This window comes from Motilibacter aurantiacus, assembly GCF_011250645.1.
Lineage (GTDB): Bacteria > Actinomycetota > Actinomycetes > Motilibacterales > Motilibacteraceae > Motilibacter_A > Motilibacter_A aurantiacus.
The window spans coordinates 475,341-497,489 of the sequence record NZ_JAANNO010000002.1 but is presented as its reverse complement, the minus strand read 5'-3'; the positions used below and the strand labels follow the sequence as shown (position 1 = coordinate 497,489).

General features: G+C 72.2%; 12 protein-coding genes. 7 read left to right on the top strand and 5 right to left on the bottom strand.

Annotated elements, in window-relative coordinates; translation table 11 throughout:
• Window positions 1-340 precede the first annotated feature (340 nt).
• Entirely contained in the window at window positions 341-10,114 is a 9,774-nt protein-coding gene (locus tag G9H72_RS22270; protein WP_456238352.1) for a Calx-beta domain-containing protein, read from the top strand.
• Window positions 10,115-10,200: 86 nt separating this feature from the next.
• The gene (locus G9H72_RS06190) at window positions 10,201-11,127 is read left to right on the top strand and encodes an alpha/beta fold hydrolase (RefSeq protein ID WP_166168894.1); all 927 of its coding nucleotides are present in this window, start codon (window positions 10,201-10,203) and stop codon (window positions 11,125-11,127) included.
• A gap of 95 nt (window positions 11,128-11,222) precedes the next feature.
• On the opposite strand, the gene G9H72_RS06185 is transcribed toward G9H72_RS06190, so the two are convergent.
• Window positions 11,223-12,521 carry an aspartate aminotransferase family protein gene (locus G9H72_RS06185; RefSeq protein ID WP_166168892.1) on the bottom strand — a complete coding sequence of 433 codons (1,299 nt, stop codon included), beginning with the start codon at window positions 12,519-12,521 and terminating at the stop codon, window positions 11,223-11,225.
• A 6-nt stretch (window positions 12,522-12,527) separates the two neighbouring features.
• Window positions 12,528-14,168 carry a phosphoglucomutase (alpha-D-glucose-1,6-bisphosphate-dependent) gene (gene pgm, locus G9H72_RS06180; protein ID WP_166168890.1) on the bottom strand — a complete coding sequence of 547 codons (1,641 nt, stop codon included), beginning with the start codon at window positions 14,166-14,168 and terminating at the stop codon, window positions 12,528-12,530.
• A gap of 224 nt (window positions 14,169-14,392) precedes the next feature.
• Here pgm and G9H72_RS06175 point away from each other — a divergent pair, with 224 nt between their 5' ends.
• Window positions 14,393-14,779, top strand: coding sequence for a hypothetical protein (locus G9H72_RS06175; protein ID WP_166168888.1), 387 nt, complete (start codon window positions 14,393-14,395; stop codon window positions 14,777-14,779).
• On the opposite strand, the gene G9H72_RS06170 is transcribed toward G9H72_RS06175, so the two are convergent.
• Both G9H72_RS06170 and G9H72_RS06165 read right to left on the bottom strand, forming a co-directional pair.
• The gene (locus G9H72_RS06170) at window positions 14,776-15,447 is read right to left on the bottom strand and encodes an acVLRF1 family peptidyl-tRNA hydrolase (protein ID WP_166168886.1); all 672 of its coding nucleotides are present in this window, start codon (window positions 15,445-15,447) and stop codon (window positions 14,776-14,778) included. The two genes, G9H72_RS06175 and G9H72_RS06170, sit on opposite strands and share 4 nt — an antisense overlap.
• A 38-nt stretch (window positions 15,448-15,485) precedes the next feature.
• Complete coding sequence (locus G9H72_RS06165; RefSeq protein ID WP_166168884.1) at window positions 15,486-16,727, bottom strand: AGE family epimerase/isomerase; 1,242 nt, start codon at window positions 16,725-16,727, stop codon at window positions 15,486-15,488.
• Between the two features lie 213 nt (window positions 16,728-16,940).
• On the opposite strand from G9H72_RS06165, the gene G9H72_RS06160 reads away from it, so the two are divergent.
• The 4 genes from G9H72_RS06160 to G9H72_RS06145 all read left to right on the top strand — a co-directional run bounded on the left by G9H72_RS06160 (window position 16,941) and on the right by G9H72_RS06145 (window position 20,238).
• The gene (locus G9H72_RS06160; RefSeq protein ID WP_166168882.1) at window positions 16,941-18,134 is read left to right on the top strand and encodes a zinc-dependent alcohol dehydrogenase; all 1,194 of its coding nucleotides are present in this window, start codon (window positions 16,941-16,943) and stop codon (window positions 18,132-18,134) included.
• Between the two features lie 222 nt (window positions 18,135-18,356).
• On the top strand, window positions 18,357-18,701 hold the full coding sequence (locus tag G9H72_RS06155) for a hypothetical protein (protein ID WP_166168880.1): 345 nt from the start codon (window positions 18,357-18,359) through the stop codon (window positions 18,699-18,701).
• Window positions 18,698-18,973 carry a hypothetical protein gene (locus G9H72_RS06150; RefSeq protein WP_166168878.1) on the top strand — a complete coding sequence of 92 codons (276 nt, stop codon included), beginning with the start codon at window positions 18,698-18,700 and terminating at the stop codon, window positions 18,971-18,973. The genes G9H72_RS06155 and G9H72_RS06150 overlap by 4 nt, the downstream gene beginning before the upstream one ends.
• On the top strand, window positions 18,970-20,238 hold the full coding sequence (locus G9H72_RS06145) for an ANTAR domain-containing protein (protein ID WP_166168876.1): 1,269 nt from the start codon (window positions 18,970-18,972) through the stop codon (window positions 20,236-20,238). Before G9H72_RS06150 ends, G9H72_RS06145 begins: the two co-directional genes overlap by 4 nt.
• A gap of 18 nt (window positions 20,239-20,256) precedes the next feature.
• Here the strand turns inward: G9H72_RS06145 and G9H72_RS06140 are convergent, their stop codons facing one another.
• Complete coding sequence (locus G9H72_RS06140) at window positions 20,257-22,128, bottom strand: CheR family methyltransferase (RefSeq protein ID WP_166168874.1); 1,872 nt, start codon at window positions 22,126-22,128, stop codon at window positions 20,257-20,259.
• Between the last annotated feature and the right edge of the window lie 21 nt (window positions 22,129-22,149).

Genomic DNA, 22,149 nt, shown 5'->3' with positions numbered 1-22,149 from the left:
CGCAATAGACCCCGTGCACGCCCAGTGCCCGGTCGGCCGGCCGGACGGGACGAAAGGCCTGATACGGACAATCCCCACCCGATGTACGTGGTCCTCTGCCCGGTATGCCCCGCCACGGCGTGCATGACAAGCGGGTGACAACACGGCGGCAAGCGAGGCGCAGGAAGGTCTGCTCGGACGCCCACGACCGTGGGAGTGGAACGAAGGCGGTGGGCCTCGCCGCCCGGGCCTCGGTGGTGCTGGCCCCACCCCGAAGCGCCGGGAGGCACGGTCGCCGGCCGCCATCGACGGACGCGATCTTTGTCGTCGCGACCGCCCGCACCGCGCCGTCGGCTCCGGAATGCCCGCTTCGAATGGAGACCTCGCCGTGTCCGTCACGCCTGTCCGCCTGCCTCGACCGTTCCGGTCCCCGGCTGCCCACCGGGCGGCACGGCCGTCCGCACCGCGCCGTCTGCTCCTCCTGCTCCTCGCGGTGCTCGCCGCCGTGGGCGTAGCCGGCGCGATGCGTGCCGGCGCCGCGCCCGGCTCCGCGGACATGACGTTCCAGTGGGCGATGGCCGACCGGATAGGCCAGGACGCGGACAAGGACGGGAGAGTCGACTACGACACGAGCCCGAGTTATGTGAAGCCCGGTTCATGGAAGGTGACGTTCGACGCCTGTGCTGCGCCGGCGATCACCGCGCGCGGCGCCTCCACTCCCGTGAAGTGGTCCTTCGCGGGCGGCGCGTTCACCGCGACGGCGACCGGCACGTGCCGGATCGAGCAGTCCTTCCCTGCGCTCGGGGCCTACTCCGCGACCGCCGCCCTGGCGTCCGACGCCGACGTCACCGTCACGCAGACCGTCACGCTGAAGGACGTGCTCCTCGTGTCGGTCGGCGACTCCGTCGCATCGGGCGAGGGCAACCCGGACACGCTCGGCCCGGCGAAGGCCGGCCCCTTCCCGTTCTACGCGCCGGTCTGGCAGGACCAGCAGTGCCACCGCACCGCGCTCGCCGGCCCCGCCCAGGCCGCGATCCGGCTGGAGAAGCGTGACCCGCACACGTCGGTGACCTTCCTGCACCTCGCGTGCTCGGGTGCCACCGTCGAGCAGGGCCTGCTCGGCGACTACGAGGGCATCGAGCCGAAGGACAAGCCGAAGAAGCCCGCGCAGCTCGACGAGGCGGTCCGGCTGGCCGGTGGCCGCAAGATCGACGGCCTCTTCATGTCCATCGGCGCGAACGACATGGGCTTCGCGAAGATCGTGCTCGCGTGCATCACCCAGCAGAACTGCAACACCTCGTCCATCCCCGGCGTCGACAACGCCAGGAAGATCTACGACACGGGCATGCCGAAGCTGCCCGGGCTCTACGCGAAGGTCGACGCGAAGCTCGACGACATGGCCGCCAAGGGCCTGCTGGGCAAGGTGTTCGCCACCCAGTACTTCGACGTCTCCCAGTTCGACGACGGCACCACCTGCACCGGCCAGACCGCGCTGGAGAAGGCCGCGAACACCGACCCCGAGGGCACGGTCTACGACGGGTTCTCCCAGAGCGAGCACCAGTGGGCACACGACGTCGTGTCGCCCGGCATCAACGCGGCGGTCAAGGCGGCGGTCACCGCGGGCAACGCGAACGGCGGCGCCCAGTGGGCCCTCGTCGACGGCATCGCCGAGCGGTACGCCAAGCACGGCTACTGCGCGAAGGACCGCTGGGTCCGCCAGCTGATGGAGTCCTTCGCCTACCAGCACGACAAGAACGGCGCCTTCCACCCGAACGCCGAGGGCCACCTGTACGGCTACGGGCTGCGCATCGAAGAGGTCGCGGCGCCCGCGCTCGGTATCGGCGGCACGCCGGTCCCGGCCGAGCTGCCGTCGGCGTCGCTCGCCGCCGGCCAAGGCATCTCGAACTTCATCGGCCTGCTCGACGAGATCAACGCCTTCGCGCAGCTGAAGGACCTGATCCCGCTCGTGGACCAGCGCAACATCAACTCGTGGTGGCAGAAGCCCTTCGAGTGGATCGGGCTCGTTCAGCAGAAGATCCAGGAGGTCTCCGCCCGGGCCGGCCAGGGCATCACCACACTCGACGCCGCGCTGGACGACATCGACGGCAACGGGGACAGCACGAGCGACGTCCCGGTCGTCGACGGGCTCAAGGTGGACCTGGACGTCGACATCACGCCGCACCTGCCCGCGACGGAGTACGACGTCACGGTCAAGCTCAAGGCCGGGGTCGCGGGCAACAGCCCGATCGCCTACCTCGCCGACGGCCTCAACCTCAACGGCCAGCCGCTCGGCGGCGACCTCGGATGGAAGTCCGAGGTGACGTTCAAGCTGCGGCCCGCGCTGCCGGAGAAGGACCGCTTCACGATCCCGGCGGCCGGCGTCGAGCTCGGCAAGCTCGGGCTCAACCTGAACGGCACGTTCGCCGGCGCCAACAACCCGCTCGCGGTCAACGTCGGCCTGCTCGGTGCGTCCGCGACCGGCACCGCGAAGGCCGACATCGCGGTCGCCGCGAAGCTCGTCGACCCGAACAACGACGGGGTCATCGACGCGACCGAGCTCAACAGCCCCGGCCGGCTCTTCAAGGTCGCCTGCTCCTCCGGAGGCGCGAAGCTCGACCTCGCGGTCACGGGGAGCCTGGCCGGCCTGGACGCCGGGATCGGCAAGGTCACGCTGGACGACCGCAACCTCTGCGACGGGCTCAAGGCGCCGGAGCTCGAGCTGGCGCAGCTCGGCGACTTCCGCAACGTCACCGTCGCCGACTTCGTCAACGGCCTCGCACAGGTGACCACCGCGCTCAAGACCGCGCAGCAGGCCGGCGACCTGGACATCCCCTTCGTCAAGGAGGGCCTGTCGTCGGTCATCGAGGTCAACGAGCGGCTGGTGAGGTTCTTCGTGGACAACGGGCTCACCGACCCGAACAACCCCATGGGCAGCATCACGATCGATCCGGCCAAGCGACCCGACCTGGACACGCTGCAGGAGATCGTGCCGAAGCTCGCGTCCGCCCTCGGGATCGACCCGTCCACGCTGAAGCCGCGGATGGCCGGCCGCAAGCTGCTGTTCGACATCAAGCTCGCCTCGGACCCGGCCGCGAAGCCGGAGGCCGGCGAGCTGGACTTCAACGACTCGTTCAAGAACACCGGCCTGATCTCGCTGTCGGGCTCGGCCAAGGCCACGATCGACCCGGCGTACTCGCTCAACCTCACCGTCGGCGTCGACCTGCGCCCCGACGTGGAGTTCGCCGACCGCTTCTTCTTCAAGCTCGACGAGAACCAGCCGGAGCTGAGCCTCGACGGGGTCGTGACCGCGAACGTGGACCTCACCGGTCAGGTCGCCGTCCTCGACGTCAAGCTGGCCGACTCCAACCCCAGCGGCCCGGTGACGCTGCTGCAACGGCGCGTCCCGGCCGAGCCCATGCTCCGCGTCGACCTCGTCGACAACAGGACCACCACGGACGGGTCGAACGACCGCAGCGAGCTGACCCTCGGTGAGCTCGCGCGGGCGGTCGCGCAGAGCCAGTCCCCCATCAAGGTCACGGTCAACGCCAAGGTGCCGACCAACAAGCTCTCGGTGGACGCGTCCTTCGGCGGCACCCGGCTCGCCGGTGGATCGGTGACCTTCGGCTGGGCAGACCTCAGGGCCACCGACGGCGACGACCGGCTTCTCATCTCCGGGGACGCCACGTTCCAGCAGAACCTCCTGCCGTTCGCGTACGACCCGGAGCACCCCACCGCGATCGTGGGGCAGTTCCTCTCCGCCGCGCGCGACACCGTCGTGAAGCTCCGCACGGCCATCGAGAAGAACCCGGCCATGGCCCAGAGCCTCCCGCTCGTCGGCCGGAGCGCCGCCGAGCTGGACCCGATGCTGGCCAAGCTCACGTCGACGCTCGACAAGCTCATCGCCGCGAACAGCTCGCTGACCCTCGCCGAGGCGGAGAAGGCGGCGGAGAAGGCGCTCGCCCAGGCACTCGGGGTCACCGGGAGCACGGTCCCGGACCTGCTGACGCTGAGCTACCAGCCGCCCGCGACCGAGTCCGACAAGCCGGCCCTGCTCGTCAAGCTGGCCGTCGGCGTGTGCACGTCCGACCGCAAGGCCGCCCTCAGCGGCTGCACGATCGACGCCGCCCCGCTCAGCCTCCCGCTGAACCTGCGGCTCGGCAGCACTGAGGCGGCCAGGGGCCTCGCCGGCGTCGGCACGAGCGGGAAGGTCACGGTCGGCTTCGACGCCCGCGCAGTCCTCGACTTCGGGGTCCAGCTCCCGTCGGTCACCATCGCGGCCAAGGCGGGGGAGCCCGTGCAGGTCACCGGGATCGTGCGGCCCTTCGTGCTCGACAGCACGACCTTCGACCTCGGCCTCGGCACGAAGGTGGACGCCACCCTCGACGCGACGCTCGGCCCGGTGCAGGTCAGCGTTGGCCGTGCGGACAACAAGGCGAAGGCCGCGCTGTCCGCGCGCTTCAGGGCGGCGGCGCCGGTGCAGAAGAACACCCGGCTCTGGCTGGACAGCGGGGAGTTCACCACCTGGGCTGAGTCCCTGCTGCCCCGGGCCAACGGCGGTATCACGGTGCACGAGACCGTCGACCAGCTGAAGGCCTCCTGCCCGGGTGTCCCCGGGAACCCGGACGCCTGCGCTGTGCTTCCGGTGTACGCCGGGGGCACCTTCCTGGGCACGGCGAAGTTCGCCGCGCCCGACCTGCTCAAGCCGACCGGTGCGAACGGGTGGACGTTCGACACCAGTGAGATCGAGAGCAAGCTGTCCAGCCAGTCGATCCAGTTCTCGCTCCTGCTCGACGGGCTGCGCTCGCTGTCGCAGAAGCTGGCCGGTGCCCTGCAGTCCCTGCCGGCGGGCACCAAGGTCCCGCTGCTCGGAACGAACCTCACCGCGGGCGTCAACGTGCTCAACACGTTCGACACCGAGGTCCTCGCCCGGGCGCAGGACATCCTGAAGCAGACGGAGAACCCGCTCAGCGCGAAGGAGTTCGGGGCCCAGGCACATCGGCTGCTGTCCCAGATCTCGATCCTGCGCGACGTCAACCGCAACGGCACGACGGCGGACGACATCGTCCTCGACCTGCAGTGCAAGCGCGGCAGCGGCGTCGGCGCCTGTGAGGACCAGAGCACGTTCACCGACATCGTGCGCTTCGAGGTCCGCAAGCTTCCGCTGGGCCAGAGCATCACGGGCGGCACGTCGGCGTTCGACATCGGCTTCCCCGGCCTGCGCCTCAAGAGCTCCGGCCAGGTCACCGGCAATGCGGGCTACGAGCTCGACCTCGGGTTCGGCCTGGACCAGGCGCACGGGTTCTACGTGCTGACCAACGGGCCGGCGGCCGAGCTGCGGGTCACCGCCGGCGCGGCGCTGCCCGAGGAGATGAACGCCGACATCGCGTTCCTCCCCATCGGCATCCGTGACCTGCACGCGGGCGACGACCTCACCGTGGGCCTGGAGGTGGACCTGCGAGGTGGCGACGCCGGTGGCGTGCTCAGCATGCAGTCGTTGAACAGCGCGACACTGGCCGCCTCGGTCAGCGCCAAGGCCGCGATCGAGCTCGGGCTCGAGACCCAGATCCAGTCGGCGAAGTCGTCGCTGCCCAAGCTCAAGGCAGATCTGATGATCGGCGGGTCGATCGGCTGGTCCGCGGGCGGCAACGTGGCCAACAACGCCACGATCGCGTTCCAGAACGTCAGGCTGGACGCCGGCAGCTTCATCAGCGACTTCGTGCGCCCCGTGGCAGCGGAGCTGCGCAAGTACACCAAGCCGCTGGAGCCGACCATCGAGGCCATCCAGAAGCCCATTCCCGGGGTCGCCGAAGCGGCCGAGTGGGCCGGTATGGACCCGCCCACCTGGCTCGAGCTCTTCGAGGCCGTCGACAAGCTCAACACCGACCAGGGCAAGGCCAGCGGCCTGCAGATGATCAAGCACGTCTCCGCGCTGGTGGGGGTCGTCAAGGCGTTCGACCAGCCGGCCGGCGTCAGCGGCGAGCTGTCGCTGGGCAGGTTCTCGGTCGAGCCGACGAAGGTGACGCGGCCGGTCCCCGCGGAGAAGCTCGGGGAGCTCGTGAGCGGGGCGTCCGTCGTGACCGGCCCCGGCAACTCCAAGAGCGTGTTCGACCGCATCGCGATCCCGCAGTCGGACGAGCTGGCGAAGGCCAAGACGGCGGGCGGGCTGACCTTCCCGGCATTCGACGACCCGGCGAAGCTGTTCGGGCTGCTCGTGGGCCAGGACGTCTCGCTCGTCGAGTTCGACGCGGGCCGGCTCGCGATCTCCCGCAACTTCCAGTTCGCGTTCCCGGTGGGGCCGATCAGCCTCTACATCGGCGGTGGCGCCAGCCTCGAGGGGCGGTTCGTCGCCGGATACGACACCTACGGCATCCGCAAGTCCTTCGAGCTGCTGAACGACGGCATCTCGGAGAACGACGGCGTCTGGAACGTCGCCGAGGGAATGCTGCAGGGCTTCTACATCAACGACCTGGACAGCAAGGGCAACGACGTCCCGGAGATCACCTTCCGGGCCGAGCTCACCGCGGGCGCCTCGGTCGGCATCCCGCTGCTGTCCGTCTCCGCCGAGGGCGGCGTCGGCGGCCAGGTCGACATCAACCTCAAGGACGACGACGGCAAGGTGCGCTTCGAGGACATCGGGGCACAGCTGAAGAAGAACCCGAACCCGATCTGCCTGTTCGACGCCTCCGCCAAGATCGACGCGTTCATCCGGGCCAAGCTCGAGACGCCGTTGGGCAACTCGGTCTACCCGATCGTGAACAAGACGATCTACGAGGAGAAGGACCTGCTCAAGTTCTGCGCGACGAACCCCGCGGGCGACCAGTACGTCCCGAAGCTGGCGACCAAGCTGGCCGACGGGACCCTGGCGCTGAAGGCCTCCGGCATCGACGACGAGCTCACCGTGGTCCAGCTGAGCGCCGGCACGGTCCGTGTCTCCGGCCAGGGGCTGCAGGAGGAGTTCACGGGCGTCACCCGGGTCTTCGGTGACCTGCAGGCCGGCAACGACCGCGCCGCGGTCAGCAACGCCGAGGGCGTGACCGCTCGCATGGACGTCGTGCTCTGCGGCGGCCCGGGCAACGACGTGCTGAGCGCGACCAGCGGGCAGGCCGGCCTCTACGGCGACGGCGGGCCGGGCATCAAGGTGGGAGAGCAGAGCTACCCCTGTGCGGGACCCGGCGACGGCGGCGACGACGACCTGGAGGCGGGGGCGTACGACGACACCCTGGACTCCGGGGCCGGTAACGACGTGCTCAAGGCCGGCGACGGCAAGGACACGCTGAAGGCGGGCTCCGGGGCCGACACGCTGCGCGGTGGGCTCGGGACGGACGCCATCGACGGTGGCCAGGGCGACGACACGACCGACTACAGCGACCACGAGGCCGCGGTGACGGTGAACATGGCCGGCACCAGTGGCTCGGGCGAGGAGAAGGACACGATCCAGGGGATCGAGAAGGTCATCGGCGGCACCGGGAACGACACGCTCAACGGCCCGCAGACCGAGAACGTCCAGCTGGACGGCGGTGCCGGCGACGACACGCTCACCGGCGGCAAGGTCGTGGACCTGCTGCTCGGCGGTGCCGGCGACGACACGCTCACCGGCGGCGAGGGGGGCAACCAGCTCGTCGGAGGCCCCGACGACGACAGGCTGATCGACGGGCCGGGCTCGGACTCGTTCATCGGCCAGTCCGGCACGGACACGGCGGACTACACCGCTGCGAGCGGCCCGGTGCGGGTGCACATCGACGGCCTGCCGAACGACGGCGTCGTCGGCGCGCTGCCGGACAACGTGGTCGACGTCGACATCATCCTCGGCGGCGTGCACGACGACGTGCTGTCCGGCGGCAGCGCCGGAGAGCGGATCGAGGGCGGCAAGGGCAAGGACCTGCTCGAGGGCGGGCCCGGTGACGACACCCTTCTCGCCGGCGAGGGCGACGACGAGCTGCGCGGCGACGCGGGCAAGGACACCCTGCACGGCGAGGCGGGTGACGACCTCCTCGGCGGCGGCAGGGGCGGCGACGAGTTCAACGGCGGTGCCGGCTTCGACACCGTCGACTACTCCGACCGCACCGACGTGCTCCAGGTCTACAAGGACAACCAGCCGAACGACGGCAACTCGTCCTACGACGGCGGCGCCACGGACAACGTCCTGCAGGACGTCGAGAAGTACATCGGCAGCTCGGCCAGGGACGAGTTCTGGGGCTGGCAGGGCAACGAGGTCGTCGAGGGCGGCCCCGGCGACGACTGGCTCAACGGCGGCCTCGGCTCCGACCGCATCGACGGTGGCGAGGGCGGCGACGTCATCTACGACAACGTGCAGACCCTCGACACGCGCGACAACGACACCGACGACGTGCTGCTCGGCGGCCCCGGCGTCGACTGGGTGTACGCCCAGGGCGGCAAGGACACGGTCGACGGCGGGCCCGGGAGGGACACGCTCTACGGCGGTCACGGCGACGACCTGCTGACCGGTGGGGAGGACACCGACTACGACACGTTCAACGGGCGCGGCGGCGACGACGTGATCCGCAGCGGCGAGGGCGGCGGCAGCATCCTCGGCGGGGACGGCAACGACCGGATCTACGGTGGCTCCGGCGGGGAGTCGATCTCCGGCGAGCTCGGTGCCGATTACATCGAGACCGGCGAGGGGGGCGGCTCCGTCTACGGCGGCGGGGACACGCTCCACCGGCCGGACCTCAGCGAGAACCGCATCATCGGTGGCTCCGGGTCCGACTCGCTCCGCGACCATCTCACCGGCGGTGAGGGCAAGGACGTCATCACCGGCGGCGGCGGCGACGACTCGATCTTCGGCGGTGCCGGCGACGACGTCATCGACACCCTCGGCAACGAGGGCGCCACGGTGCGCGGGCAGGACGGCAACGACACGATCACCGGCGGCGAGGGCAACGACACGTTCCACGGCAACGACGGGCACGACGTGCTCATCGGCAACGGTGGTGTCGACACTCTGGACGGCAACGAGGGCAACGACACGCTGTCCGCCGGGCCGGGCGACGAGACCCAGCTCAACGGCGGCGCCGGCGACGACGTCATCGATGGCGGGCCCGGAGCCGATCACATGTTCGGCGGCGAGGGCTACGACACGGTCAGCTACGCCGACCGCACCGAGCCGCTCGTCATCGACATCGACGGGCAGCACGACGACGGGGGGGCGAGCGACGCGCACGCCGACCCGAGCCGTACCGACAGGGACGGCGTCAGCACCGACGTCGAGAAGGTCATCGGCGGCGCCGGTGGCGACCGCATCACGGTCGGGGTGCGGGAGACGAAGGGCTACGTCCTCGAGGGGCGCCGCGGCGACGACACGCTCGCCGGAGGCGCGGGGCCGGACGTGCTGGACGGCGGCGAGGGCAACGACGTCGAGCAGGGGTGGGGCGCTGCGGACACCTTCCTGCAGGGGGCTGCCCCGAACGGTGGGGACGACCTGTCCGGCGGCGAGGGCGCTGACTCGGTGAGCTACGCCCTGCGCCTGCGCGGATCGGTGGCGGTCAGCCTCGACGACGTCGCCAACGACGGCGCGGCGGGTGAGTCGGACAACGTCCGGGCCGACGTGGAGGGCTCGCGGCTCGGCGAGGTGGAGCCGCAGCCTNGTGGCGGTGGCGGTGGCGGTGGCGGTGGCGGTGGCGGTGGCAACCCGAATCCGCTCCCGGTCGAGCCGCAGCCGACGCAGCCGGCCCCCCCGGCCCCGCAGCCGACCCAGCCGGCCCCGCAGCCGACGCAGCCCGCGCCGGTGGAGACGCAGGTGCCGCAGCCGACCACGCCGGCACCGCCGGCGGCGGCCAAGCCGACGGTCTCGGTGAAGGGCGGCACGGTCACGGAGGGCAAGAAGGGCCAGCGCAAGAAGCTGACCTTCACGATCACGCTCTCCAGTCCGGCCAAGGGCAAGGTCACGGTGGCGTGGGCGGCGGCCGGCGTCTCGGCGAAGGTTGGCAGCGACTTCGCCAAGGCCGCCGGGACGGTCACCTTCGCGAAGGGCCAGAAGTCCAAGACGGTGACCGTCACGGTCCTCGGTGACAAGGCCAAGGAGAAGAACGAGACGCTCAAGGTCACGCTCTCGAAGCCGACCGGCGCGACGCTGAAGGTGAAGTCCGCGATCGGCACGATCAAGAACGACGACTGAGCCGTCGGCACAGGGGCCGCGGAAGCGCACGCCCGGCGTGCGCTCCCGCGGCCATCGCGGATGGAGGAGAGGAAGAGGAGATGAGAGTGGCAATCACGGCCCCGGCACGGCTCGGGGAGGCCCTGCTGCCGGACGGCCGTCTGCTCGGCTGGGCCGAGTGGGGCCCGTCGGACGGGACGCCGGTCCTGCTCTCTCCCGGCGCGGCGACCAGTCGGCGGCTGGGGTTCGGGGCGGACTGCCTTGCTGCGCTGGGGATCCGACTGGTCTCGATGGACCGGCCGGGGCTCGGGGCGTCGTCGCCGCACCCGCCGCGTGGGTTCCCCGAGTTCGCGGCCGACGTGCGCCATCTGGCCGAGGCGCTCGGCCTGGCGCGTCCGGCGATGGTCGCGAGCTCGCAGGGCGCGCCGTTCGCGCTCGCGGCGGCTTCGGCTGGGGCCGTCTGCGCGGTCGCCGTCGTGTCGGGGGCCGACGAGGTCGCCTCGCCGACTCACCTGCAGTCGCTGCCGGACGACCTGCAGAGGCTGGTGCGGCTGGTGCTCGACGACCCGATCGCGGCCGAACTGCAGTTCGCCGGTTTCACGCCCGAGGCGATGCTCGAGATGGTCCTCTCCGGCAGCCCGGAGTGCGACCTGGCCGTCTACACCGAACCCCGGTTCCGTGATGCGTACTGCCTGGCACTGCGCGAGGGGTTCGCCCAGGGCACCGACGGTTACGCTCGTGACACGGTGCTGGCGATGGGGCGGTGGGGCATCGACCTCGGCAGCATCGCCGTGCCGGTCGACCTCTGGTACGGCGCGCACGACCGCTCGCACTCCCCGGACCACGGGGCGAGCCTCGCCCGCCGTATCCCCGGGGCCCGCCGAACGGTGGTCCCCGACGCCGGTGGCGCGCTGCTCTGGACGCACGCGGAGCTGATCCTGCGGGCGCTGCGCGAGCGGGTGGAGGTCCGCGCCGAGCGGGTCCCGGCCGCGCGCCGAGCGGGAGCGCCCGCCACCCCGGCCCTCCCGCGCTGATCATGCGCAGGTGGCGAGTTGTCCACAGCCTCGGACGCCGTGGGCAACTCGCCATACGTGCATGATCAGCGCGGGGAGGGGCGGGGGGCGCTGGGTCAGCGCGTGTCCCGGTCCACCGTCTCCAGCACGTCGGCCAGGATGCCCAGCCCCTCCTCGGCCTCGGCCTCCGTCAGCGTCAGCGGCGGGGCGACGCGCAGCACGTTGCCGTACAGCCCGCCCTTGCCGATGAGCAGCCCCGCCGCGCGCGCCCGTTCGAGCGCCAGGGCGGCCGCGGCCGGGTCGGGGGTGTAGCCGTCGGGGCCGACCAGCTCCACCCCGACCATGAGCCCCCGCCCGCGTACCTCTGCGATGCTCGCGCAGCGCGCCGCGACGTCCCCGAGCCCCTCGTGCAGCCGGGCGCCGAGCTTCGCGGCGTTGGCCTGCAGGTCGTGGGAGAGGACATAGTCGAGCACGGCGTTGGCGGCTGTGGTGGCGACGGGGTTGCCGCCGAAGGTCGAGATGGAGTTGCTCTCGATGCAGTCCATGACGTCGGCCCGCGCCACGACGCCGCCGATGGCCCAGCCTCCGGCCAGCCCCTTGGCGAACGTCATCGCGTCGGGGACGACCCCGGAAGCGGAGATCCCCCAGAAGTGCTCGCCGGTGCGGCCCCACGCGGTCTGCACCTCGTCGGACACGAAGAGCGTGCCGGTCTCGTCCAGCACCTCCTTGTACGCCGCCAGCAGCCGGTCCGGCGGCACCGCGAAGCCGCCGACGCCCTGGATCGGCTCGGCGATGAGGCAGGCCACGTCGCCCGCGGTCGCGACCGCGAGCAGCTCGCGCAGGTCGGCGACGCACGCCGCGACGTACGCCTCGTCGTCCAGGTGCCGGAAGGGGCTGCGGAAGCGGTACCCCCCGTGCAGGTAGGTCACCTGGAACGGGGAGAAGCTCGTCGCGGACCAGGACCGGTTGCCGGTGACGCCCGTCGTGGCGAACGCGCGCCCGTGGTAGCCGCTGCGCAGCGCGAGGATCTGGTTGCTGCGCCGGTACGTCGTGGCCAGCAGCAACGCGGCCTCGTTGGCCTCGGTCCCCGAGTTGGTGAAGAAGACCTTGGCGTCCGGGATGCCGGAGAGCCGGGCGATCTTCTCGGCCAGCTCGACCTGCGAGCGCAGCAGGTAGAGCGTCGAGGTGTGGACGACGCCCCGCCCGACCTGCTCGAGGACGGCCTCGCGCAGCTCGGGCAGGCCGTAGCCGAGCGAGTTCGTGAGGATGCCGGCGAAGAAGTCGAGGTACGTCCGCCCACCGGCGTCGGTGACCCGGTTGCCCGAGCCCGACACGATCTCGAGCGGGTCCTCGTAGTAGAGCGAGAGCCACGCCGGCAGGACTGACCTGTGCCGGGCGAGCAGGTCGTCGGCCACGCGCCGTCAGCCCGCCAGCGCCGCGGAGACGACCTCGCGGGCCTCCTCCTGGATCCGGGCGAGGTGCTCCTTGCCGCGGAAGCTCTCGGCGTAGATCTTGTAGACGTCCTCGGTGCCGGAGGGCCGCGCCGCGAACCATCCGGACTCCGTCGTGACCTTCAGCCCGCCGATGGCGGCACCGTTGCCGGGCGCGGTCGTCAGCTTGTCGACGATGGGCTCGCCGGCGAGCTCGGTGGCCGCCACCTGCTCGGGCGAGAGCTTCGACAGCACCGCCTTCTCCTCCCGGGTCGCGGCCGCGTCGATCCGCGCGTACGCCGGCTCCCCGAAGCGCTCGACGAGCTGGGCGTAGTGCTCGCCGGGGGAGGAGCCGGTGACCGCCTGGATCTCGGAGGCCAGCAGGCAGAGCAGGAGGCCGTCCTTGTCGGTGCTCCAGGGGCTGCCGTCACGGCGCAGGAACGAGCCGCCCGCGCTCTCCTCGCCGCCGAAGGCGACGGAGCCGTCGAGCAGCCCGGGGACGAACCACTTGAAGCCCACGGGGACCTCGACCAGCCGCCGGCCGAGGCTCCGGGCGACATGGTCGATCATCCCGGAGCTCACCAGCGTCTTGCCGATCGCCGCATCCGCCGGCCAGGACTCCCGGTGCGCGAAGAGGTATTCGATCGCGACCGCAAGATACGCATTCGGATTCATCAACCCGGAGTCAGGAGTCACGATGCCGTGGCGGTCGGCGTCCGCGTCGTTGCCCGTGGCGATCTGGAACTCCGAGCGCCGGTCGATCAGCGACGCCATGGCGTACGGCGAGGAGCAGTCCATGCGGATCTTGCCGTCCCAGTCGAGCGTCATGAAGCGCCACGTCGGGTCGACGAGCGGGTTGACGACCGTGAGGTCGAGCCCGTGGCGCTCGGCTATGGCCCCCCAGTAGTCGACACTCGCACCACCGAGCGGGTCTGCGCCGATGCGCACGCCGGCGGACCGGATGGCGTCGATGTCGAGCACCGAGGGCAGGTCGTCCACGTACGACCCCAGGAAGTCGTACGCGCTGGTCGTATCGGCCGAACGGGCCTTCGTCAGCGGGATGCGGCGGACGTCGGCGAGCCCGTGCGTCAGGTGCTCGTTGGCACGGTCCTGGATCCAGCCCGTCACGTCGCTGCCCGCGGGGCCGCCGTCCGGCGGGTTGTACTTGAAGCCGCCGTCGCGCGGGGGGTTGTGCGAGGGGGTCACGACGACGCCGTCCGCCCGGTGGGCCGGGCCGGTCGCGTTGTGCCGCAGGATGGCGTGCGAGACCGCCGGAGTCGGCGTGTAGCGGTCGGCCGAGTCGACGAGGACGGTCACGTCGTTGGCAGCGAACACCTCCAGCGCGGTCGCCCAGGCGGGCTCGGACAGCGCGTGGGTGTCCTTGCCGAGGAAGAGCGGGCCGTCGATGCCCTGGCTCGCGCGGTACTCGCAGATGGCCTGGCTCGTGGCGGCGATGTGGGCGTCGTTGAAAGCGGTCGCGAGCGAGGACCCACGGTGCCCGGACGTGCCGAACGAGACGCGCTGCTCGGTCACGGAGGGGTCGGGGGCCTCGGTGTAGTACGCGGTCACGAGTCGCGCCACGTCGACGAGATCGGACGGTTGGGCGGGCTTGCCGGCGCGCTCGTGGACCATCGGGAGAGCCTCCTAGCTCAGGGCTGCTGCTGGGCGGAATTCTGCTTCCCCTGCCCCTCGCTGCCAACTACCGGGGTGACCGCGAACGTGCGGGATTGGAACTCGGGCAGCAGGGGAAGTCCCCACCCGTCCGGGTGCCACAGGCCCCGCCGTCCGGAACGCCGGCTCGGCCGGGAGGAAGTGGCCCTCCGCCGTCGCGAGTTCCGGTCCTCAGGGGGTTTTCGATGACGTCTGCCCTTCGCCGAGCGGGTTCTGTCACGCTCGCCGCCGGTGGCCTGTTGCTCTCGCCGTTGTCCGTGTCCTCGGCCCTCGCCGACCCGGACTACGGCGTCGCTCCGGCCGCTCCTCTCGTGCACAACCAGACCGTCTCTTCCTCGTTCACGCTCTGGTTCACCGACAACTCGGACAACGAGGACGGGTTCCGGCTCGAGACCAGCCTGAGCCACGGCGCGTCGTGGGCTCCGGTGGAGGGTGCCTGGCGCTCGGCGATGGCAGGCACGGGAAGCCAGGCAACGCTCCGCTCGAGCAGCGCCAAGCTCGGGCAGTACTTCCGCGTCGTGGCCCACAACGGCGCCGGCGCGACGCCGAGCAGCACGAAGATCTGCTGCTAGCCCACGAGGGCGGGCGGGTCCTCGACCCGGACCCGAACCGAGCGGACCGTGCCGACCGACTCCTCGAGCACGCGCCGCTTCGGGTCCGGGACGTCGAGGAACGGGCCGGTCACCAGGGAGCGGAGGGGAGCGAGCCGCACGTCGGCGAGCACCGCGTCGACAGCACGGCGGTCGCCTCCGCACACCACGCCCTCGAGACGTCCCGCCTCCGGCAGCAGGACCTGCACGGCGGCGTCGGCAGCGGCCGTGTAGGCCACCCGCGCCTGCCCCTCCCGGCGCCGGGCGAACCGCTGCTGCGACCAGCCGCCGGCGGCCGTACGGCCCTGGACGTGACGCTGGCCCGCCTTGACGGCGAGGACCTGCGGGCCGTCGGCCACGCCCACGGCGTACCCCCCGAGCCGGGCCAGCAGCACCCCCACCCGGCGCGGGCGCAGGGCGTGCTCGACCAGGGCGGCGCGGGCGTCCTCCCCGTCCACCGCGAGAGGAGGGAAGGGGACTTCGCAGGTCGCCGTGGCGCCGTCCGCTCCGGCCACCCGCACCTGCTGCCCGTCCCCGCTCACGAGCACGGGGCCGTGCCGCTCCTCGAACCCGTCGAGCCACCGGGCGAGCCGGCCCACCTCGACGGTGACCCACCGGCCGCCACCGGCCGCCGGGCGGGCTCGTGTCATGCAGGCCAGTGTGTCGTGCCGGCCCGCCCGTCGCGCGGTCAGCCCGTCGTGCCCGCCAGGTCCCGCAGCGCCACGGCCAGGGTCGGCGCCGCCGGCAGCTGGGGGAGCAGCGTCGCCTGGTAGGCGTGGTAGACGTCGGGCTTGCCGTCCCACACCGTCGCGGCCGGCAGGTTGTCGCTGTCGAGCTCGTGGTGCCAGCTGCCGTGCTCCCGGTCGAGGAACGAGCACGCCGCGGTGTCCCACCAGGTGCGGTACCACTGCTCGTAGCGGGCCTGGCCCGTGCGGGCCAGCAGGGTCGCCGCCGCGCCGATGGCCTCCGCCAGGACCCAGTGCATGCGCGCCCGGACGACGGGCCGGTCGTCCCAGTCCACGGTGTAGACGAAGCCGGGCGCCCCACCGGGCTGCCATCCGACCTCGACCGCGGCGTCGAACAGCGCGACGGCGTCCTCCAGCAGCCACCCGGGGACGGGCTCGCCCGCCCGCTGCAGCGCGGCCTCGAGGTTGAGCAGCAGGCGTGACCACTCGAGCCAGTGGCCCACGGTCGAGCCGTACGGCCGGAACTGGTCCGCGGGCGAGTCGACGTTGTAGTCCAGCACCGGCTGCCAGTCGGCGTCGAAGTGCTCGGGCAGCCGCCACCGGTGCGCCCGGGCGGCGCCGTGGACGAGGTGCCCGGCGATCGACAGCGCGCGCCGGCGCCACACCCCCTCGCCGGTCACGTCGGCGGCCGCGAGGAAGCACTCGACCGCGTGCATGTTGCTGTTGGCGCCGCGGTACGCGTCCAACTGCTCCCACGACGCGTCCCACGCCTCCACGCACCGGCCCGCCTGCTCGTCCCAGAAGCTGCGCCCCATCACCTCGAGCGCTTCGGACAGGAGCTGCTGCGCTCCTGCCCGGCCTGCGGCTGCTGCGCTGGCGGCCGCCAGCACCACGAAGGAATGGACGTACGCCTCCTTGGCCGTGCCGGCGGGACGCCCGTCCGGCCAGACGGCGGAGTGCCACCCGCCGTGCTCGGCGTCGCGCAGCAGGCCGCAGAGGGCGGCAACGCCGGCGTCTGCGCAGTCGCCGGCCCCGGGCAGGCCGCGCAGGTGTGCCAGGGCGAAGACGTGGGTCATGCGCGCGGTGATCCACGTCTCGACCGGGCGGTGGAGCTCCGGCTTGCCGGCGTTGTCGAGCCACGCGAACCCACCGGCCGGGTGCCGGGACGCCTCCGCGAAGGCGAGGAGGCGGCGCCCCTCCTCGTCGAGCCAGGCGAGGTGGGACGGCAGCGCGGTCCAGGTCATCGGGATTCCTCTCTGCAGCCGACTGCCACTCTGTCAGTCGCTCCCGGAGCGCGGTCGGCGGCGAGCGTCCGCCCGCTTGCTCCTGACAACGGTGTCAGCGCGAGGAAGCGTAGGCGAGGCGGCCTGTCCCGGCAACGACCTGCGGACGTTCCGGCCAACGCGCCGCGGGTAGGGCGAGAGGGGCAGGTCACGGCTGAGGACTGGAGGAGCCAGATGAAGGCGCTCGTGTGGCACGGCAAGCGGGACGTGCGGGTGGACGAGGTGCCGGACCCGACGATCGTCGATCCGACGGACGCGATCGTCCGCATCACCTCGACCGCCATCTGCGGGTCGGACCTGCACCTCTACGAGGTGCTCGGGCCGTACATGCACGACGGCGACGTCCTGGGCCACGAGCCCATGGGGATCGTGGAGGCGGTCGGCCCGGAGGTCACCCACATCAAGCCCGGCGACCGCGTGGTCGTGCCGTTCAACATCTCCTGCGGCCACTGCTGGATGTGCTCGCGCGGCCTCTTCGCCCAGTGCGAGACGACCCAGGTGCGCCAGTTCGGCAAGGGCGCCTCGCTCTTCGGCTACACCGAGCTCTACGGACAGGTCCCGGGCGGCCAGGCGGAGTACCTCCGCGTGCCGCAGGCGCAGTTCGGGCCGATCAAGGTGCCCGAGGGCCCGACCGACCAGCGCTTCCTCTACCTGTCCGACGTCCTGCCCACCGCCTGGCAGGCGGTGCAGTACGCCGACGTTCCCGCCGGCGGCTCGCTCGCCGTCCTCGGCCTCGGGCCCATCGGGCAGATGGCCGTCCGCGTCGCCAAGCACCTCGGGGTCGAGCGCGTGATCGGCGTCGACCTCGTCCCCGAGCGGCTCGCGATGGCGGCGAAGTACGGCGCGGAGCCGCTGGACATCTCGAGCGTCGACGACGTGGCGTCCACCCTGATCGAGCTGGTCGACGGGCGCGGGCCGGACTCCGTCGTGGAGGCGGTCGGGATGGAGGCGCACGGGGGCGCGAGCTCGACGGCGGCCAAGGCGGCCCAGACCGCGGCCGGCCTGCTGCCCGACGCCGTCGCGAAGCCGCTCATCGACAAGGCGGGGGTCGACCGGATCGACGCCCTGCTGACCGCCCTCAAGGGGGTACGCCGCGGCGGGACCGTCTCCGTCTCCGGCGTCTACGGCGGTGAGGTCGAGCCGCTGCCCATGATGGAGATGTTCGACCGGGGGGTGCAGCTGCGCATGGGCCAGGCCCACGTCAAGCGCTGGGTGCCGGACATCCTCCCGCTGGTGGTCGACGACGCCGACCCGCTCGGCACGGAGGACTTCGCGACGCACCTGCTGCCGCTCGCGGACGCTCCGCGCGGCTACGAGATGTTCCAGAAGAAGGAGGACAACTGCGTCAAGGTCGTGCTGCAGCCCTGATGCGCCGGGCCGCCCACGGGCCTCGACAAAGCAGGCAGGCCGGGTGCGGCCACACCCCTGGTACAGGGTCCCGGTGCCGGGTAGGGTGGCCGCGCCTGTCCGTTCAGAACGTGTGCGGGCGGGTGGTCGAAGGGCTCCAGAAGAGGGGTTCTGCGGCGCTGATCGGCGAGCTGTCCAAGGACGCGCACTCGCTTGAGGCCGTGGGATTTCGAGGAGCCGCGGATGACAACCCAGTCGAGCATCGCCCACACGTTCCCGGATCGTGACACCGCGCCCGCCCAGAGCGAGCGCCTGGGGATCGCACGCCCGGCGGGCGACGTGGTGTCGGCGGCCGCGCTCCGGCTGGAGCGGGCCCGGGTGGCCCTCGCCCAGGCCGAGGCAGAGCTACGTGCCGCCGCTGGACGCACGCCTCACGCGTTGGTGCTGGACGCCTGTGACGAGGTGCTCCGGGCGCGCGCCGACCTCGCGCGGCTCCTGTCCGCGTACGGCCCGCCCGGCGTCACCGCCTGCGCCTCGCTCGAGCTGGACGAGCTCATCGCCGACCTGCGGACGGGAGCCCTGACATGAGCTTCGCCCTCCGGTCGCGGCCGGCGCCCGAGCCGGTCCGCCGCTACGTGTGGGGCCAGCTGCCCGACGGCTCGGCCGTCACGGACGTGGAGCCGGTCGTCCTCGCCGGCAACACCTGGGAGGCCCGGCACGAGGCCGTGACCGGGTTCCTGGCCCGTCACGACCTCGCCGGCCACGCCTGCGTCCGGCTCGTGGTCGAGGAGCAGCCGCCCGGGCCGGCCGCCCCGCCGACGCAGCCGGCGGCCCGCAGCCGCAGCCAGCGGGGCTCATGACCACGGCGCCGCACCGCGGCGACGGGCTCGTGGAGCTCGAGCGCCGGCTCGGCTCGCTCCGCCGGGGCAGGCTGCCGGCGGACGAGGCCCTCGCCGCCGAGCTCGGGACGTGCGAGGAGGAGCTCCGCGCCCTGCTCGAGCAGTCGGCGGGCCCGGTCGCCGAGCCGTCGCCGCAGCCGGGCTGGCCAATGGACGGGCTGCCGGTGGCGGCCGTCCTGACCGACCGCGTGGGCGGCATCCTGCAGGTGAACGCCGAAGCGCTCGAGCTGCTCGGGCTGCGCGCTGAGCACGCCACCAGCAAGCCGTTGCCGGCGTACGTCGCGCTGCGTCACCGGCCGCTGCTGCGGACGGCGCTCCACGAGCTGGCGGAGGCCGGCCGCGGGTCCCGGCGGGTACGGCTCGAGCTCGCGCCCCGCGCGGGCCTGCCGCACGAGGTGCTGGCGGCGATCGGCGTCACCCAGCTGCCCACGGGCCTTGCCCTGCAGTGGGTCCTCCTGCCGGCGGCCCCCGGTCAGCCGGCCCCGGCCCCGCAGTCCCCGGACGTGCTCGCCGTGGCCGCGGCGTACGCCGACCTGGCAGCGGTCCCGGTCGTCGAGAGCACCGGCCCCGCGCGGCTCCCGTGGCAGCGGATCGCCGAGATCGCGGTCGCTGCCGTCCCGGGGGCCGCCCACGTCACGATCACCGGCCTCGACGGCAGGGGCGATCTCGCGGCGCTCGGCGCCTCCTCCGGGTGGGCGCGACGGCTCAACCGCGAGCAGGCCCGGCTCGCCGAAGGGCCGGCAGTGGACGCCTTGCGGCAGGCGGCCGCGCGGTCCGCCGTCGCCGCGGACGCCGCCCGTCGGTGGCCACGGTGGCACCTCTCGGCCGACCCGCGGCCGGCGGCGGTCCTCGCGCTGCCCTTCGATGACGGGACGTCGGTCGTCGGCAGCCTCGCCGTCTACGCCGACGAGGAGTGCGCGGAGGGCCCCGTGGCCCACCTGGCGGGCCTCGCGCCGCTGCTCGGGGCGTACGCGACGGCGGTCGGCTCCCTGCTGACGACGAGGCGCCGGACCGAGCAGTCACGCACGCACGCCCGCCAGTTGCAGGAGGCGCTGGAGAGCCGTGCGGTCATCGACCAGGCCAAGGGCATCATCATGATCCAGCGCGGCTGCTCCGCCGACGAGGCGTTCGCCGCGCTGGTCGAGGTGAGCCAGCGGCGCAACGTGCGGGTGCGGGTCGTCGCGCAGCAGCTGGTGGACTCGGCGACCGCCCGCAGCCGTCGCTGAGGGACCGCCGCAGGGCTGTCAGGGCTCGATCTGGTCGACGAGCAGGATCGTCCCGCTGGACCCGCCGTCGGCCTCGCTCAACGAGGAGCAGGTCACGCGTACGCGGATCGACCGCCCGCGCCGGTTCACGGCGGCGAGCTCGACGTCGTGCGGGTGGGCGTCGCCTCCCTGCGTGGCCGGGCCGTCATGCAGGACTGCACGGACCAGCGGCTTGACGGCCTCCAGCGGCAGCCCGATGTCCAGGCTGAGCAGGTGCTCGCCGACCGCCTCCTCGCTGCGGACGCCCCAGAGGTCCTCCGCCCGCCGGTTCCAGACGCGGACGACCCAGTCGGCGTCGACGACGATGACGCAGGAGCGCAGGCTGCGGAAGATCGACTCGAGGAAGCCGTTGAGGCTGCTCACCTCACCCGTGCGCGCGCGGAGCTCCTCGTTAGTCGACTGGAGCGCGTCGTTCATCGACTGCAGCTCCTCGTTCATCGTCTCGAGCTCCTCGTTGGTGGACTGGAGCTCCTCGTTGGTCGTCTCGAGCTCCTCGACCGTGGACTGGAGCTCCTCGTTGGTCGTCTCGAGCTCCTCGTTGGTCGACTGGAGCTCCTCGTAGGCCGCCTCCAGCTGGCGGTTGGCGAACTCGAGCTCTGCGTGCAGCTGGTGGTAGCGGCTGACGTCGTTGAAGACGAGCGCGGTGCCGAGCGCGCGCCCGTCGTCGGCGAGGAGCGGGGTGACCTGGACGTCGAAGTACGTGCGCTCGCCGCTCGGGCGGGCCCATTCGACGTCCTTGACCCACACGGGCCGCCGGTCGGCTCTTGCCTGCTCCAGGTGCGCCCGCAGCTCCACCGGGCGGTAGGAGAGCTCCAGGTCCTGGAAGGGCCGGCCGTGGTCGCGGGAGCTGACCCCGAAGACGGTCTCGGCCCGGTGGTTGCTGTGGGCGAGCCGCCCGCGCGCGTCGAGGACCACCTGCGCCGACGGGGTGGTCAGCCAGGCCGTGTCGCGCAGCCGGTCGTCCTGCTCACCGCTGGTGCCGGTGGGGTGGGCGCGGGCGGCGGCGAGGCCGGCGGGCGCGCGCTGTCCCTCCGTTCCCGGGGTGGACCGGCTGAAGAACCGTCGGCGGCCGTCGACGGGCGCGAAGAGCGCCGAATGGCTGAGCAGCACCTCGGCCTTGCCGAGGAAGAGCACGCTGCCGGGCTTGAGGGCGAAGTGCAGCCGCTGCAGTATCCGGCCCTGCGTCTCCGCGTTGAAGTACATCAGCGTGTTGCGACAGAGCAGGAGGTCGATACGGGAGATCGGCGCGTCCTGCACCAGGTCGTTGCGGCCGAAGATCAACGAGCGCCGAAGGTCCTTGCGAAACCCGTAGCTGCCGTCCGGCCGCGGCTCGAACCACTCCTGCAGCCGGCCGGGTGAGACGCCGGCGACCTCACGCTCGGAGTAGTCGCCCTGCCGTGCGTAGGCGAGGGCGTCCTCGTCCACGTCGGTGGCGTAGATCTTGACCCGGTCGCGGAACTCCTCGACGCCCATGAGCTCAGCGAGCATGATCGCGATGGAGTACGCCTCCTGCCCGGTCGCGCAGCCCGCGCTCCACACCCGGATCGGCTCGCTCGACCGCAGCGCGAGCAGCCGCGGCGCCACCTCCTGTCCGAGCTGCTCCCACGCGTCGGCGTCGCGGAAGAAGTCGGTGACGTTGATGAGCACCGTGTTGAACAGGAGGGTGAACTCGTCGGGGTGGACCTCGAGGTAGTCGACGTAGTCGGCGTACCCGGCCACCTCCTCGAGGTCGTTGATGCGCCGGTCCACCCGACGCATGAGCGAGGTCCGCTTGTAGCCGGTGAAGTCGAACCCGCGCGTCTCCCGCAGGTGGACGAGGAGGGCCTCGAAGTCGGGGTCGGGCTGGTCCATGTCGTCGTCCCCACGTCTCCT